General features: G+C 66.2%; 14 protein-coding genes. 6 read left to right on the top strand and 8 right to left on the bottom strand.

Going from position 1 to position 13,646, the window contains the following annotated elements:
* Positions 1-241: 241 nt before the first annotated feature.
* From SR870_RS09820 to SR870_RS09840, 5 genes are all read right to left on the bottom strand, one after another.
* The gene (locus SR870_RS09820) at positions 242-1,429 is read right to left on the bottom strand and encodes a PQQ-dependent sugar dehydrogenase (protein WP_322517781.1); all 1,188 of its coding nucleotides are present in this window, start codon (positions 1,427-1,429) and stop codon (positions 242-244) included.
* A gap of 79 nt (positions 1,430-1,508) precedes the next feature.
* Positions 1,509-2,576 (bottom strand): ACR3 family arsenite efflux transporter, encoded by a 1,068-nt coding sequence (arsB, locus tag SR870_RS09825; RefSeq protein ID WP_322517782.1) that lies wholly within the window; start codon positions 2,574-2,576, stop codon positions 1,509-1,511.
* Between the two features lie 246 nt (positions 2,577-2,822).
* Complete coding sequence (arsC, locus tag SR870_RS09830; protein ID WP_322518239.1) at positions 2,823-3,248, bottom strand: arsenate reductase (glutaredoxin); 426 nt, start codon at positions 3,246-3,248, stop codon at positions 2,823-2,825.
* A complete protein-coding gene (locus tag SR870_RS09835) occupies positions 3,248-3,775 on the bottom strand; it encodes an arsenate reductase ArsC (RefSeq protein WP_322517783.1) in 528 nt (175 codons plus the stop codon). Before SR870_RS09835 ends, arsC begins: the two co-directional genes overlap by 1 nt.
* Positions 3,768-4,124: a metalloregulator ArsR/SmtB family transcription factor gene (locus tag SR870_RS09840; RefSeq protein ID WP_322517784.1), complete on the bottom strand. Its 357-nt coding sequence runs from the start codon at positions 4,122-4,124 to the stop codon at positions 3,768-3,770. Before SR870_RS09840 ends, SR870_RS09835 begins: the two co-directional genes overlap by 8 nt.
* Positions 4,125-4,235: 111 nt before the next feature.
* On the opposite strand from SR870_RS09840, the gene SR870_RS09845 reads away from it, so the two are divergent.
* Both SR870_RS09845 and SR870_RS09850 read left to right on the top strand, forming a co-directional pair.
* Complete coding sequence (locus SR870_RS09845) at positions 4,236-4,553, top strand: metalloregulator ArsR/SmtB family transcription factor (RefSeq protein WP_322517785.1); 318 nt, start codon at positions 4,236-4,238, stop codon at positions 4,551-4,553.
* Between the two features lie 93 nt (positions 4,554-4,646).
* The gene (locus tag SR870_RS09850) at positions 4,647-5,477 is read left to right on the top strand and encodes an arsenite methyltransferase (RefSeq protein WP_322517786.1); all 831 of its coding nucleotides are present in this window, start codon (positions 4,647-4,649) and stop codon (positions 5,475-5,477) included.
* 252 nt (positions 5,478-5,729) lie between these two features.
* Here SR870_RS09850 and SR870_RS09855 read toward each other — a convergent pair whose 3' ends face one another.
* Positions 5,730-7,178 carry a tryptophanase gene (locus SR870_RS09855; RefSeq protein ID WP_322517787.1) on the bottom strand — a complete coding sequence of 483 codons (1,449 nt, stop codon included), beginning with the start codon at positions 7,176-7,178 and terminating at the stop codon, positions 5,730-5,732.
* A 272-nt stretch (positions 7,179-7,450) separates the two neighbouring features.
* Between SR870_RS09855 and SR870_RS09860 the strand changes: the two genes are divergently transcribed.
* On the top strand, positions 7,451-8,167 hold the full coding sequence (locus tag SR870_RS09860) for a L,D-transpeptidase (protein ID WP_322517788.1): 717 nt from the start codon (positions 7,451-7,453) through the stop codon (positions 8,165-8,167).
* A 221-nt stretch (positions 8,168-8,388) separates the two neighbouring features.
* On the top strand, positions 8,389-9,924 hold the full coding sequence (locus SR870_RS09865) for a DUF4403 family protein (protein ID WP_322517789.1): 1,536 nt from the start codon (positions 8,389-8,391) through the stop codon (positions 9,922-9,924).
* A 167-nt stretch (positions 9,925-10,091) separates the two neighbouring features.
* Here the strand turns inward: SR870_RS09865 and SR870_RS09870 are convergent, their stop codons facing one another.
* Positions 10,092-10,652 (bottom strand): PRC-barrel domain-containing protein, encoded by a 561-nt coding sequence (locus SR870_RS09870; protein ID WP_322517790.1) that lies wholly within the window; start codon positions 10,650-10,652, stop codon positions 10,092-10,094.
* 216 nt (positions 10,653-10,868) lie between these two features.
* Positions 10,869-11,411, bottom strand: a complete 543-nt coding sequence (locus SR870_RS09875; protein ID WP_322518240.1) for a hypothetical protein — start codon at positions 11,409-11,411, stop codon at positions 10,869-10,871.
* Positions 11,412-11,579: 168 nt separating this feature from the next.
* Here SR870_RS09875 and SR870_RS09880 point away from each other — a divergent pair, with 168 nt between their 5' ends.
* Both SR870_RS09880 and SR870_RS09885 read left to right on the top strand, forming a co-directional pair.
* On the top strand, positions 11,580-12,302 hold the full coding sequence (locus SR870_RS09880) for a response regulator (RefSeq protein WP_322517791.1): 723 nt from the start codon (positions 11,580-11,582) through the stop codon (positions 12,300-12,302).
* A gap of 26 nt (positions 12,303-12,328) precedes the next feature.
* On the top strand, positions 12,329-13,639 hold the full coding sequence (locus SR870_RS09885) for an ATP-binding protein (RefSeq protein ID WP_322517792.1): 1,311 nt from the start codon (positions 12,329-12,331) through the stop codon (positions 13,637-13,639).
* Positions 13,640-13,646 lie beyond the last annotated feature (7 nt).

The raw sequence follows: 13,646 nt of genomic DNA on the forward strand, positions 1-13,646 counted from the left end.
ATGGTGAGGAGGCGCGAAGCGCCGTCTCGAACCATGCGCCGCCGGCCATGATGCGTCGCCCCATCCTTCGAGACGCCCGGCTTCGCCGGGCTCCTCAGGATGAGGAGTCAGTGCATCTGGCAAGGGCCATATCGCTTCAATCAATCGATGAAACGCTCTAGGCGCGCCGCGCGATCATCAACCCATCGGGGAGTAGTCCCACCGACCAGCGCCGCCTCGGCTGCTGGTCGGTGGGACTGGCTCAGCGCGCCTTGTCCTTGCCGCGATCCGCCTTGCCGGACCCGACCGTCGCCGCGTCCGCGCGGCTCAGCCGCAGCACCTCGCCGTCCGGATGCTCGGTGACCAGCCAGATCGCACCGTCGGAGGCGACCTGCACGTCGCGGATACGGCGATCGAGGTCGCGCAGCATCCACTCCTCGCCGGTCACCTTGTCGCCGTCGAGCGAAGTGCGCACCAGCGCGCGCGCCGCGAGGCCGCCATGCAACATGTGGCCGCGCCATTCCGGAAACATCTCCCCGGTGTAGAAGGCGAGGCCCGAGGGCCCGACCGTGCGCTCGAACACATGCGCGGGGTCCGTCATGCCATCGACACCACGCGCGCCCTTGCCGATCGGCGCGCCGGAGTAATCGACGCCCGCGGCCTGCATCGGCCAGCCGTAGTTCTTGCCGCCCTCGATCTTGTTGATCTCGTCGCCAGCGCGCGGCCCATGGTCGTTGGCCCACAGCGCGCCGGTCTGCGGATGGAAGGCGAGCCCCTGGCTGTTGCGGTTGCCGAGCGCATAGATCGCCGGCGCGGCGTCGTTCTGCCCGACGAACGGATTGTCCTTCGGCACCGAACCGTCGTCCATCACCCGGATGAAAGAGCCGGCCTCGTCGTCGCGCTTCTGCGCCCGCGACATGTTGCGCCGTTCGCCGATCGACATCACGATCGATTTGTCCTTGGGATGGAAGGCGAAGCGGCCGCCGAAATGCAGTCCGCTGGAATCATGCGCCTTCGGCGTGTAGATCACCTCGACATTGTCGAGCCGCGCCTTGTCGCCCTCCTCGACCAGTCGTCCGCGCGCGATCGCAGTGCCGGCGCCTTCCTCCGAGGGCTGGGCGAAGCTGAAATAGATCAGCCGGTTGTCGGCGAAGTCGGGATGCGGTGCGACGTGGAACAGTCCGGCCTGGCTGCGGCCGGTCGGCCCCTTGTAGTGGAACACCTTCGGCACGCCCTCGACCTGCATCAGCCGGCCGTCACGGCTACCGAGCTGAAGACGACCCGAATTCCGCTCGGTCACCAGAAACCGGCCGTCCGGAATCAGCGCGATCCCCCACGGATGTTCGACGCCCGCGATCCGCTCGACATTGACGCGCGCTTTGTCGGTCTCAACCGTACGGGCGGAGGCCTGCGACACGCAGGCTGCGGTGGCAAAAGCGGCCGTGGCCATCGACAGAGTTGACCAGGCTGTCTTCGTGCGCGGCATCGCGAATCCCTTTCGATTGGAGGCCCCGCGTATCAATCCACCCTCAACCCGGCCGTTCCCGGCCCGGCACTGCGACCGGTGGTCTCGCCGGCGCGCGCTCGTACCAGCCCTTCGAGCGGTTGACGATCCACACCACCGTCAGCATCACCGGCACCTCGATCAGCACGCCGACCACGGTGGCGAGGGCCGCGCCGGACTCGAAACCGAACAGGCTGATCGCCGCCGCCACCGCGAGTTCGAAGAAATTGCTGGCGCCGATCAGCGCCGAGGGGCCGGCGACGCAATGCTGCTCGCCGGCGAGCCGGTTCAGCAGATAGGCCAGCCCGGAATTGAAGTACACCTGGATCAGGATCGGCACCGCGAGCAGCGCGATCACCAGCGGCTGCTTGATGATCTGCTCGCCCTGGAAGCCGAACAGCAGCACCAGGGTCGCCAGCAACGCCACCAGCGACAGCGGCTGGACCGCGCCGAGCAAGCGCTGCAGCCCCGCCTCGCCGCCGGCCGCCAGCACGCTCCGCCGCAGCAGCTGGGCGATGATCACCGGGACCACGATGTACAGCCCCACCGACAGCATCAGCGTGTCCCACGGCACGGTGATCGCCGACAGCCCCAGCAGCAGCCCCACGATCGGCGCGAAGGCGAACACCATGATGGTGTCGTTGAGCGCGACCTGACTCAGCGTGAAATGCGGCTCGCCTTTGGTCAGGTTCGACCACACGAACACCATCGCGGTGCACGGCGCCGCGGCGAGGATGATCAGCCCGGCGATGTAGGAATTGATCTGGTCGGCCGGCAGATAGTCCCGGAACAGATATCCAATGAACAACCAGGCCAGCGCCGCCATCGAGAACGGCTTCACCGCCCAGTTGATGAACAGCGTCACGCCGATGCCGCGCCAATGCTCGCGCACCTGCGCCAGAGCGGCGAAGTCGATCTTCACCAGCATCGGAATGATCATGAGCCAGATCAGCACCGCCACCGGCAGATTGACCTTGGCGATCTCGGCGGCGGCGACCACCTGGAAGAACCCGGGAATGACATGGCCGAGCGCGATGCCGACGGCGATGCAGAGCGCGACCCAAAGTGTGAGATAGCGTTCGAAGGTGGACATGATGGCCTCTTTGATCACTTCACGCTGCGTAGCGTGGCTCGAAAATGCGTCTTGTCTTGCGAGCGAAGCCGACCAATCCACCGCCGTCATCCCCGCGAAAGCGGGGATCCAGTCTCCCAGAGCGCCAGCTTCTGAACGAAGCGCTCTGGGTACTGGGTCGCCCGGTCAAGCCGGGCGATGACGTAGTGCAACGTTGCTTCGCCTTGCATTCATCGTTGGTCTGCCATCATCGGTCTGCGCGCATGTTCACGCCGTCGCCACGCGCCGGCCGGTCTCGTCGATCACGCGCTCGCCGTCTTCCTTGACGAATTCGCCGCGCTGCGGCGGCAGCAGGTCGAGCACGATTTCGGACGGCCGGCACAGCCGCACGCCCTTCGGCGTCACCACCAGCGGCCGGTTGATCAGGATCGGATGCGCCATCATCGCGTCGAGCAGATCGTCGTCGCCGAGCCCTGGATCATTCAGCTTCAGCTCGGCATAAGGCGTGCCCTTCTCGCGCAACGCCGCGCGTGGCGTCAGCCCTGCGCGCGCGATCAGTTGCTGCAACAGCGCCCGGCCGGGCGGGCATTTCAGGTACTCGATCACATGCGGTTCGATCCCGGCATTGCGGATCATGCCGAGCGCGTTGCGCGAGGTGCCGCAGTCGGGATTGTGATAGATCACGACATCCATCACGCCACTTTCGGACGACCGAAGCTGACGCCCGCGAACAGGCCGATCTCCTGCAGCACCGCGCCGAGCGCGACGCTATCGAGTCGCTTGATCGGCAGCGCGGTAAAGGCGTCGATCCGGTTCTTCAGGAAGCGGAACGCCTGCACGAACGCGCGCTCCTTGTCGATATCGCTGCCCTCGACCGCGGCGGGATCGTCGATGCCCCAATGCGCGCTAGTCGGCTGGCCCGGCCACACCGGGCAGACCTCACCGGCGGCGTTGTCGCAGACGGTGAACACGAAATCCATCACCTGGGCGTCCGGCTCCGCGAACTCCTGCCAGCTCTTCGAGCGCAGGCCCTCGGTCGGATATTGGCTCGCTTCGAGCACCTTCAGTGCGAATGGATTGACCACCCCCCTCGGCTTGCTGCCGGCGGAGAAGGCGTTGAAGCGACCGGCTCCGTCCTTGCGCAGGATGCTCTCGGCGAGGATCGAGCGGGCGGTATTGCCGGTGCAGAGAAACAAGACGTTGAAGGTGCGGTCAGACATCGGCGGGCTCCTTGGGATCACAACACGGCTGTAGGTCGGCGATCAGCGGGGCGCACAATTCCGGGCTGCCGCCGCAGCAATCCTTGATCAGAAACAGCGCGATCTCCTGAAACCGCTCGAGGTCGGCGCGATACACGATCGAGCGGCTGTGCCGCCGCGACCGGATCAGACCGGCGCGGGCCAGGATCGCCAGATGCGACGACATGGTGTTCTGCGGCACCGCCAGCGCGTCAGCGATCGCCCCGGCCGCGAGGCCCTCCGGCTCGTGCGCGGCCAGCAGCCGGAATGCCTCCAGCCGGGTCGATTGCGCCAGAGCCCCGAGGGCCATGATTGCGTTCTCTGATTCCATATATCCAGAATTATCGATATTTAGCAGCAAGTCAAGATCGCGATCGAGATTAATTCGATTATCCTAGAATTACCGTTTGACCCACGGAGAATTCGATCGCACGATGCGGGCATGAAGATTGACGACGTCGCCACCAAATTCGAGGCGCTGGGCAATCCGACCCGGCTGAAGATCTACCGGGCGCTGGTGCGCGCCGGCGAGGCCGGCACGCCGGTCGGCCGGCTGCAGGAGCGGCTGAAGATCGCGCCCTCGACGCTGTCGCATCATCTCAAGACGCTGGTTGCGGCCGGGCTGATCCGCCAGGTCCGCGACGCCACCACGCTGAACTGCCACGCCAATTACGAGGTGATGCGCGGCCTGATGGACTTCATGGTCGCCGAATGCTGCGCCGATGCCGTCGAAAGCAAGGACACCAAATCCGCCGCCTGAGTTTTTCGTGCCCGCTTATTCGATGCTTCTAGTCTGATAGAATTACCGAAAGCCCGTCCCGCCGTCCTGCCAGCCAACCGTGAGGAGAGCCCGATGTCCACCACCGAGATTACCGAAATCGTCCGCGAGAAATATGCCGCGGCCGCCACCCGCGCCGGATCGTGCTGCGGCACCCCTGCCCTCGACCATGTCAGCCCGATCACAAGCAATCTCTACGATGCGGCCCAGGCCCAGGGCCTGCCCGCCGAAGCGATGCTGGCCTCGCTCGGCTGCGGCAACCCGACCGCGCTGGCGGAGCTGAAGCCGGGCGAGACCGTGCTCGATCTCGGCTCCGGCGGCGGCATCGACGTGCTGCTGTCGGCGCGCCGCGTCGGGCCGACCGGCAAGGCTTACGGCCTCGACATGACCGACGAGATGCTGGCGCTAGCGCGCGACAACCAGCGCAAGGCCGGCGCCGACAACGTCGAATTCCTCAAAGGCCAGATCGAGCAGATCCCGCTGCCGGATAATTCGGTCGACGTGATCATCTCCAACTGCGTGATCAACCTGTCGGGCGACAAGGACCGCGTGCTGCACGAGGCCTTCCGCGTGCTCAGGCCCGGCGGCCGCTTCGCGGTGTCCGACGTGGTGACGCGGGGCGAGATTCCGGAGGCGCTGCGCAGCGACGTGCTGCTGTGGGTCGGCTGCCTTGCCGGCGCGCTCGACGAAACCGACTACACGGCGAAGCTCGCCGCTGCCGGCTTCGACGGCATTTCGATCGAACCGACCCGGATCTACAAGGTGGAAGACGCCCGCGACTTCCTCGCCGGCAGGGGGCTCGACGTCGACGCGATCGCGCCGCAGATCGACGGCAAATTCTTCAGCGGCTTCGTGCGGGCGACCAAGCCCGGCGCGACAGCGACTGCGGGCCGTTGCTGCGGGTGAAGTCCGGTCTCTCTCGCGCCGTCATTGCGAGGAGCGCAGCGACGAAGCAATCCAGCGCAGTGCACCGGGCTGGATTGCTTCGCTTCGTTCGCAATGACGACGGACACTGGGAGCGTGCTTCGCCGAAAGTTAAGCGGCGCCCTTACGGTACACCGTCTTAGCTCGTAGGGCGGATAAGCGCGTAGCGCGCCATCCGCCGTCCGGACTCGCGATGGCGGATGGCGCCTTCGGCTTATCCGCACTACTCTGCCGTTACAAACTGTCCCCGAAATCCTCGCGGAATTTGGCGACCAGCTTGTTCTGCCAGTCCGACACCGGCTTCAGCAGCCCGTAGAAGAACCGCAGCACCTCCGGCTCTTCGACGAAGGTCAGGCCGCCGATCAGGTGACGGTTGTCGTACAGCCAGGCGATGCGGTCGACCGCGTATTTCACCTGCGACAGCGTGAACACGCGGCGCGGCAGCGCCAGCCGCACCAACTCCATGTTCGCGAAGATCTCGCTGCCGTCCGGCTCGCGCTGCTCCGACAGCGTGCCGCGCTCCATGCCGCGGATGCCCGACGCGATGTACAGCGCCGAGGCCAGCGCCCCGGCCGGATATTGCGACTGCGGGATGTGGTCGACGAACCGCTTGGCGTCGATATGGCAGCCGAGCCCGCCGGCCGGCGTGATCACCGGCACGCCGCGCTCCTGCAACTGCTCGACCATGTAGCCGATGAACATCGGCCCCTGATTGATCATCTCCTCGTCCATGGTCTCTTCGAGACCGACGGTGAGCGCCTCCATTTCGCGGACCGACATGCCGCCATAGGTAAGGAAGCCCTCGTACAGCGGCACCAGCGGCCGCATCTTCTCGTACAGCGCGCGGTCGCGGATGCAGATGCCGCCGCCGCGGGCGCAGCCGAGCTTGCGCGCCGAGAAATAGATGATGTCGCACAGGTCCGCGGTGCGGCGGGTGATCTCGCGGATCGACATCGCCTTGCAGTGATCCTCGCGGGTCTTGTTGAAATACAGATTGTCGGCGAGCAGGCTGGCGTCCAGCACCAGCGGAATGCCGTGCTCCTTGCAGACATTGCCGACGTCGGCGAGGTTGGCGAGCGAGAACGGCTGGCCGCCGATCAGATTGGTGCCGCTCTCCATCCGCACGAAGGCGATCTTGTCGGCGCCGGCGTTCCCGATCACCGCGCGCAGCTTGGCGATGTCCATGTTGCCCTTGAACGGGTTGACGCTGACGACTTCGAGGCCCGCGTCCGTCACCAGTTCCTCCACCGCCCCGCCCTGCAGCGTGATATGCGCCTTGGTGGTGGTGAAGTGATAGTTCATCGGCACCACCTTGCCGGGCGACACGAACACCTTGGCCAGGATATGCTCGCAGGCGCGGCCCTGATGCGTCGGCAGGAAGTAGTGCATGCCGAAGATGTCGCGCAGCTTGTCCTCGAGCCGGGTGTAGGTGGCGCTGCCGGCGTAGCTGTCGTCTGCGATCAGCATCGCGGCCTGCTGGCGATCGCTCATGGCGTTGACGCCACTGTCGGTCAGCATGTCGAGGAAGACGTCGTCGTTCTTCAAGAGGAAGGTGTTGTTGCCGGCCTCGGTGATCTTCTCGAGGCGGCGCTCGACCGGCGGCAGGCTGAGCTTCTGCACGATCCGCACCTTGTGCATCTCGAGCGGCACCGTCTCGTTGCCGTAGAACTTCACCGTCGCCATGTCGCCAAACTCCCCAAACCACCCGCACCTCGCGGCGGCTTCGGCTTACCGGCAGGCCGGGCGATCGGAATTGCGCCCGATCAAACGGGCGCGGCGGAGACGCGCGCGAGGCGGTGCCCGGCAACCTTAGGCGAAACAAATCCCTACCGCGACGAAACCAAATTCGGCGGTCGACGAAAACCTCCTGAAACGGTTGGGCGGGTACTGATAACGCCAACAAGGCGCCGAAGGCGCTGGCGAACAAGACAAGGCGTTCAAACAGGGGACCGACCATGAGCCATTTCCGGCTGATCCGACGTACCGCCGCGGTCGCAGCATTCGCGATCGGAGCCGTTGCCATGACGGGCGCGGCCCAGGCAGCCCAGCCGCTTCCCTTCCCGTTCCTGCCGCTGCTGCCGCAGCCGGCCGCGATGCAGCCGCTGGCCTACGCGCCGGTCGAACAGGCCGCACCGCAGCCCCAGGCCGTGCCGCAGCACGACGACGACGCACCCGCCGCCGAATTGCCGGCGCGGTTGAAGCGCCAGATCGTCAGCTACGCCACCCGCGAGGCGCCGGGCACGATCGTCATCGATACCCCGAACACTTATCTCTACTACGTGCTCGGCGGCGGCCGCGCGGTGCGCTACGGCATCGGCGTCGGCCGCGACGGCTTCACCTGGTCGGGCGTGCAGTCGATCACCAGGAAGGCCGAGTGGCCGGACTGGACCCCGCCGCGGGAGATGATCGCGCGCCAGCCTTATCTGCCGCGCCACATGGCCGGCGGCCCCGGCAACCCGCTCGGCGCCCGCGCGATGTATCTCGGCGGCACGATCTATCGCATCCACGGCACCAACGCGCCGTCGACGATCGGCACCCACGTCTCGTCCGGCTGCATCCGGCTCACCAATGACGACGTCACCGACCTGTATGCGCGGGTCAACGTCGGCGCCAAGGTGATCGTGCTGCCCGACAGCCGCCGCGCCGACAATGCGAGCGGCCGCCGCGGTTAGCGGTCGACGAACGACAGCGCACCGAACGACGGATGGCGCGGGCGACCGCGCCATTATCTTGTGTCGTATCGTTGCCGGCGTGTCCGTTGTGACACAGCGACGGCGGCAGCGCGGCGACATTGCCGCGATTTCAGGGGCGTTGCCCCGTTCGCACCCAGCCCCCTGCTGGCGCCGCCGGGCCCGGGCCTGTATGGTCCGGCTCGTTTGCCCCTGGGGAATTGATGCGTTTCAAGACCGTCCTGGTCGCTTTGGCGATCATAGCAATCTCATTCGGTGTCACGCTGAAGGCGTTCGACTGGCTGTCGCCGCGCGCCGTCAGCCCGCCGTCGCTGCAGGCGTTGCCACCGCTGCCGGCGATCCGCCAGTCTTCGGTCGTCGTGCCGGTGATCGTGCCGCTGACCGCGATCCGCGATCTGGTCGATCGGACCGCGCCGCGCAACTTTTCCGGCAAGGCCGACAACCCGATGCCGCAACTGGTGCAGAATGCCGATATCAGTTGGACCGTGGCGCGCGGCGCCGTCTCGGCGAAGGGCGCGCCCGAGCAGGCCACGGTGACCGCGCCGCTCACCGGCACGCTCTCCGCACGGGGCTCGCTCTCGAGCAGCGCCCAGAGCAAGGTCGGCGACACGCTCGGCAAACTGTTCGGCGACAAGGTCGCCAAGCAGGTCGGCGTCAACATCAAATCGTTCAGCGCCAATGGCGAGATCAAGGGCATGGTCGCGATCTCCGCGCGGCCGAAGGTGCTGCCGGACTGGCACGTCGATCCCAATCTCACCGCGCAGGTGATTTTGTCCGACTCCAACGTCTCGATCGGCGGCGCACGGATCGACGTACCGGCGCAGGTCAAGCCGGTGATCGACAAGGCCGTCAACGAACAGCTCGCCCGGCTGCAGCAGACGATCCGCAACGACGGCGCGCTGGAGCGCAGCGCGCGGCGCGAATGGGCGCGGATCTGCCGCTCGATACCGCTGCAGGGCGCCGGCGTGCCGAACGGCTTCTGGCTCGAACTGCGGCCGACCAAGGCGCTGGCCGCGCAACCGCAATTCGATGCCGCCACGGTGGTGCTGACGCTCGGCATCGTCGCCGACAGCCGCATCACCACCGCGCCGACCAAGCCGGAATGTCCGTTCCCGGCGCAGCTCGAAATGGTCGCGCCCGACAGCACCGGCGTGAAGGTCGCAGTGCCGATCGACATTCCGTTCAAGGAGCTCGATCGCGTCATCGAGCCGCAATTCGTCGGCCGCACCTTCCCCGAGAACGGCGGAGCCGCCGCGATCACGGTGAAGCGCGTCAATGTCGCGGCCAGCGGCGACCGGCTGCTGATCTCGATGCTGGTGGATGCGAAAGAACAGAAAAGCCTGTTCGGCTTCGGCGGCGAAGCCACGCTGCACATCTGGGGCCGGCCGGTGCTGAACCAGGAGGACCAGACGCTGCGACTGTCCGACATGCAGCTCGCGGTCGAATCCGAGGCGGCGTTCGGCCTGCTCGGCGAAGCCGCGCGCGCCGCCGTGCCCTATCTGCAAAAGGCGATCGCAGAACGCGCGGTGATCGACCTCAAGCCGGAATCCCTGAACGTGCAGCGCCGGATCGGCGCGGTGATCGCAGCGTATCAGCGCAACGAGGACGGCTTACGGATTTCCTCGGAGATTTCGAGCCTGCGGCTGACCGACGTGGCGTTCGATTCTTCGATGCTTCGGGTGACCGCAGAGGCCAACGGCATTCTCGAGGTGACGCTCACCAAGCTGAAGGCGCCCTGAGTAACTCGCTGATCTGCGGCGTGACTCCATCTCCTGCGCGAGCCCCCGGCTGCTCGAAGCAAAATTCGCCCGGCGGCTGCGAGCCACCAGGCGAATTACACCACAGGACTTTGCAGACAGCCGCCCAAACGCGTCGTCGCGTTCGCGCGCTCTGTCAGATCATGCCGTTACGACCTGTTGTAGTTGAACTCCGGCATCGCCTTCAGTTCATCGGTGGTCGTGTTCAACACGGCGTGGTCCGGATACCAACGCTCGGCCGTGCTGTTGGTCATGGTGGTCGCCGAGCCGGTGGTGGTCGCCGGGGCCGCTGAGCCCGGGGCGGTGGTCGTGGTGGTGCCGGCGCCCGACGTCGTGGCGTTGTTACGGTTCATCGCCGTGTTCGACGATACCGGAGTGTCGACGAACTTGATCTTGTCGAAGGCCACCGCGACGTCACGCTGGCCGACGCCCAGGAACCCGCCGACCCCGATCACAACAGCCTGAACACGGCCCGAATTGTCGAGCAGCACTTCGCTGATGTCGCCGAGCTTCTCGTTGCCCTGGTTGTAGACATTGAGACCGACGAGCTTCGATGCGCGCCACTGACCGGAGTGGGAGGCTGCGGCCGACGACGATGCGGTCGGCTTCGCCATCGTTCCGGTATTGGGCGCGGCAGGCGATTGCGCGAAAGCGGCGGTCGCGATCAGCGTGGTGCCGAGCAGGCCGGCCAGTACGGTATTGGTTTTCATTGTGTAGTACCCTCCATGTTTGTCGAATGGTCCCGGACAAACGAGCGAGTCTGCACACAGTTCCGAGGGCGGACCTTTTTATTGCGTCAACTACACACGACAACCTTTCGCATCCGAAGAACACGTCCGAGTTCCACGGCGCGACGACAAGACGCGGCAGAGCATCCTCGCCGCGAGGCGGCGAGGATGCTCGCTGGTCCCGACGGCGTCACACAGTCAGGCCTGGTAGTTGACGACCAGCGCGGAGAAAGACGTCGAACGGCCGCTGCTGGTTCCGCTGGAACTGTAGCTGCTTTCGGACGATGCCTGCTGCTCCTGCAGCAGCTTCAGGAATTCCTGCAGCGCATCGCTGATGTCGGTGCTGGAGCTGGACGTGCTCGACGTCGAGTCGGTCGACGTGCTGTCGTCCGGCGGAGGACCCGGCGGAGGACCACCGGCGCCACCGGGGCCGCCGGCGAACGCATTCTCGAACACGCTCTTCAGCTCTTCGGCCTGTTCGCTGGTCAGGTTACCGCTGGAGACCTGATCGGCGATCAGATCGTCGATCCTGGATTTCATGTCGTCGGGCGATGCCTGCGTGCTGCTGCCGGAGCCGCTGCTGCGGCTGCTCTGCAGGGCGGAATCGATCTCGCTCAGCGCCGAAGACAATGCCGTGGCGTCAGTCGAACCGACCTGGCCGGCCGTGACTTCGGCCGCCAGTTCCTTCTGAAGCTGCTGAAGTGGAGAGAGATGACTGCTTGTGGCGGAGATGGAGGTCATGGGAAGCTCCGGGGTGCCTTGATCGCGCTCCACCGTGTGGTGAGCGGAATTAACGAGACCTTTTCACCGCACACGGCTTGATTGCAGAATGTTGCGACCTTCCGACGGGACACATCCGGAAACAAAAAACCCGTTTCAGCTTGGCGAGGATTCTCGGTAAACGGCCTCATGAGCACCGCCCCGCCCCACATCCTCGTCGTCGAAGACGACCGCGAGACCCGCGCGCTGATCGCGAAATACTTGCGCAACAACGAATGTCATGTCGTGACCGCCCAGGACGGTCGCGAGATGGATAGCCGGCTCGCCGACCAGCGCGTCGATCTCGTCGTGCTCGACGTGATGCTGCCGGGCGAGGACGGCCTCAGCCTGTGCCGCCGCGTGCGCGCCGCCTCGCCGCTGCCGATCATCATGCTGACGGCGCGCGGCGAGGACGTCGATCGCATTCTCGGCCTGGAGATGGGCGCCGACGACTACCTCGCCAAGCCGTTCAATCCGCGCGAATTGCTGGCGCGGATCCGCTCCGTGCTGCGACGGCAGTCGCTCGCCCAGACCGCCAGCGCCACCGCCGGCGCGACCGCACTCGCCTTCCTCGGCTGGCGGATCGATTTCCGGCTGCGCGAACTGCGCAACCCCGACGGGGCGCTGGTGGCGATGACCAGCGCCGAGTTCGACCTGCTGCAGGCGTTCTGCGAACGGCCCGGCCGGGTGCTGTCGCGCGAAGCGCTGCTCGATCTCACCCACGGCCGCAACGCCGGCTCGTTCGAACGTTCGATCGACGTGCTGGTCAGCCGGATCCGCCGCAAGATCGAGCCCGATCCGCAGAGCGTCAGCATCATCAAGACGGTGCGCTCCGGCGGCTATATGTTCACCCCCGCCGTCGAAACGGTCTGATCGAGGCCGCACCGGCCGGAGGCTTCATGCTCGAGCGGCTCGGCCGGTTTCGTTTCAGCGGGATCCGCAGTCAGATCGCGGTGCTGGTGATCGCGTCGCTGATCGGCACGCAGTTGCTGATCATGGCGACCTTCCTGCTGCGCGGGCCGGACCGGTTCGGTCCGCCCGAGCATCGGCACGATCAGTTTGAGATCTCGGTCCTTCTGATTGCGGCGACGCCCGAGGAGCAGAGACCGCAACTCGTCGACCAGATCACCAGAACATTCCCGCACCTCGAACTACGCCTGCTCGACGCCGCCGAGGTGCCGCCACGATCCGACCGCGAACTGCCGGAAATCCGCCAGGTGGCGCGCGCGCTGGGGCCATTGGCACGGGTGTTCGCGCTGCCCGGCGGCGAGACGCCGCGGGTCGGCATCGCGCTGCCGGACGGCACGGCGATCGCCGCCGCGATTCCGGAGATGCGCGGGCGACCGCCGATCTCGAACGGGCCTTGGCTGAGCGCGTTCCTCGGCGTGATCATCAGCCTGGCGATGTTCGGCCTGTGGGCCGATCGCGCGTTGTCGACGCCGTTGTCGGGCTTTGCCAGGGCGGCGGAGAATTTCAAGCTCGACGGCACCGACGAGCCGCTGCCGGAAAGCGGGCCGGACGAAATCCGCTCGCTGGCGCGGGCGATGAACCGGTCGCGCAACCGCATCACCGCGCTGATCGACGACCGCACCCGGACGCTGGCCGCGATCGGCCACGATCTGCGCACCCCGATCACGCGGCTGCGGCTGCGCAGCGAGTTCATCGAGGACGTCACCCAGCGCGACAACATGCTGCGCGATCTCGACCAGATGCGCTCGATGCTCGACGCGGTGCTGTCGTTCCTGCGCACCGGCCGCGCGCTGGAGCCGATGACGCGGATCGATCTGGCGAGCACGCTGCAACTGATCACCGATCAGTTCGCCGATCTCGGCCACAAGGTGACTTATGTTGGGCCGGAACATGCCGAATTGCCGGCGCGGCCGGACGACATCCGGCGCGCCGTGACCAATCTGGTCGACAACGCGGTGCGCTACGGCCAGGACGTCATCGTCCGCCTGGAAGCATCGCCCGGGCACGTCGCGATCGCGGTGGAAGACGACGGCCCCGGCATTCCCGAAAGCTGCAGGGCCGAATTGATCGAGCCCTTCGTGCGCGGCGACGACGCCCGCAACATGGACGAGACCTCCGGCTTCGGGCTGGGGCTTTCGATCGCCCGCACCATCGCGCAGAATCACGGCGGCGAACTGACGCTGCACGACCGCAAGCCGCACGGCCTGATCGTGCGGATCGATCTGCCCGCGCAGGCGTAGCGACGCG

The organism is Rhodopseudomonas palustris (genome assembly GCF_034479375.1).
Classification (GTDB): Bacteria; Pseudomonadota; Alphaproteobacteria; order Rhizobiales; family Xanthobacteraceae; genus Rhodopseudomonas; species Rhodopseudomonas palustris_M.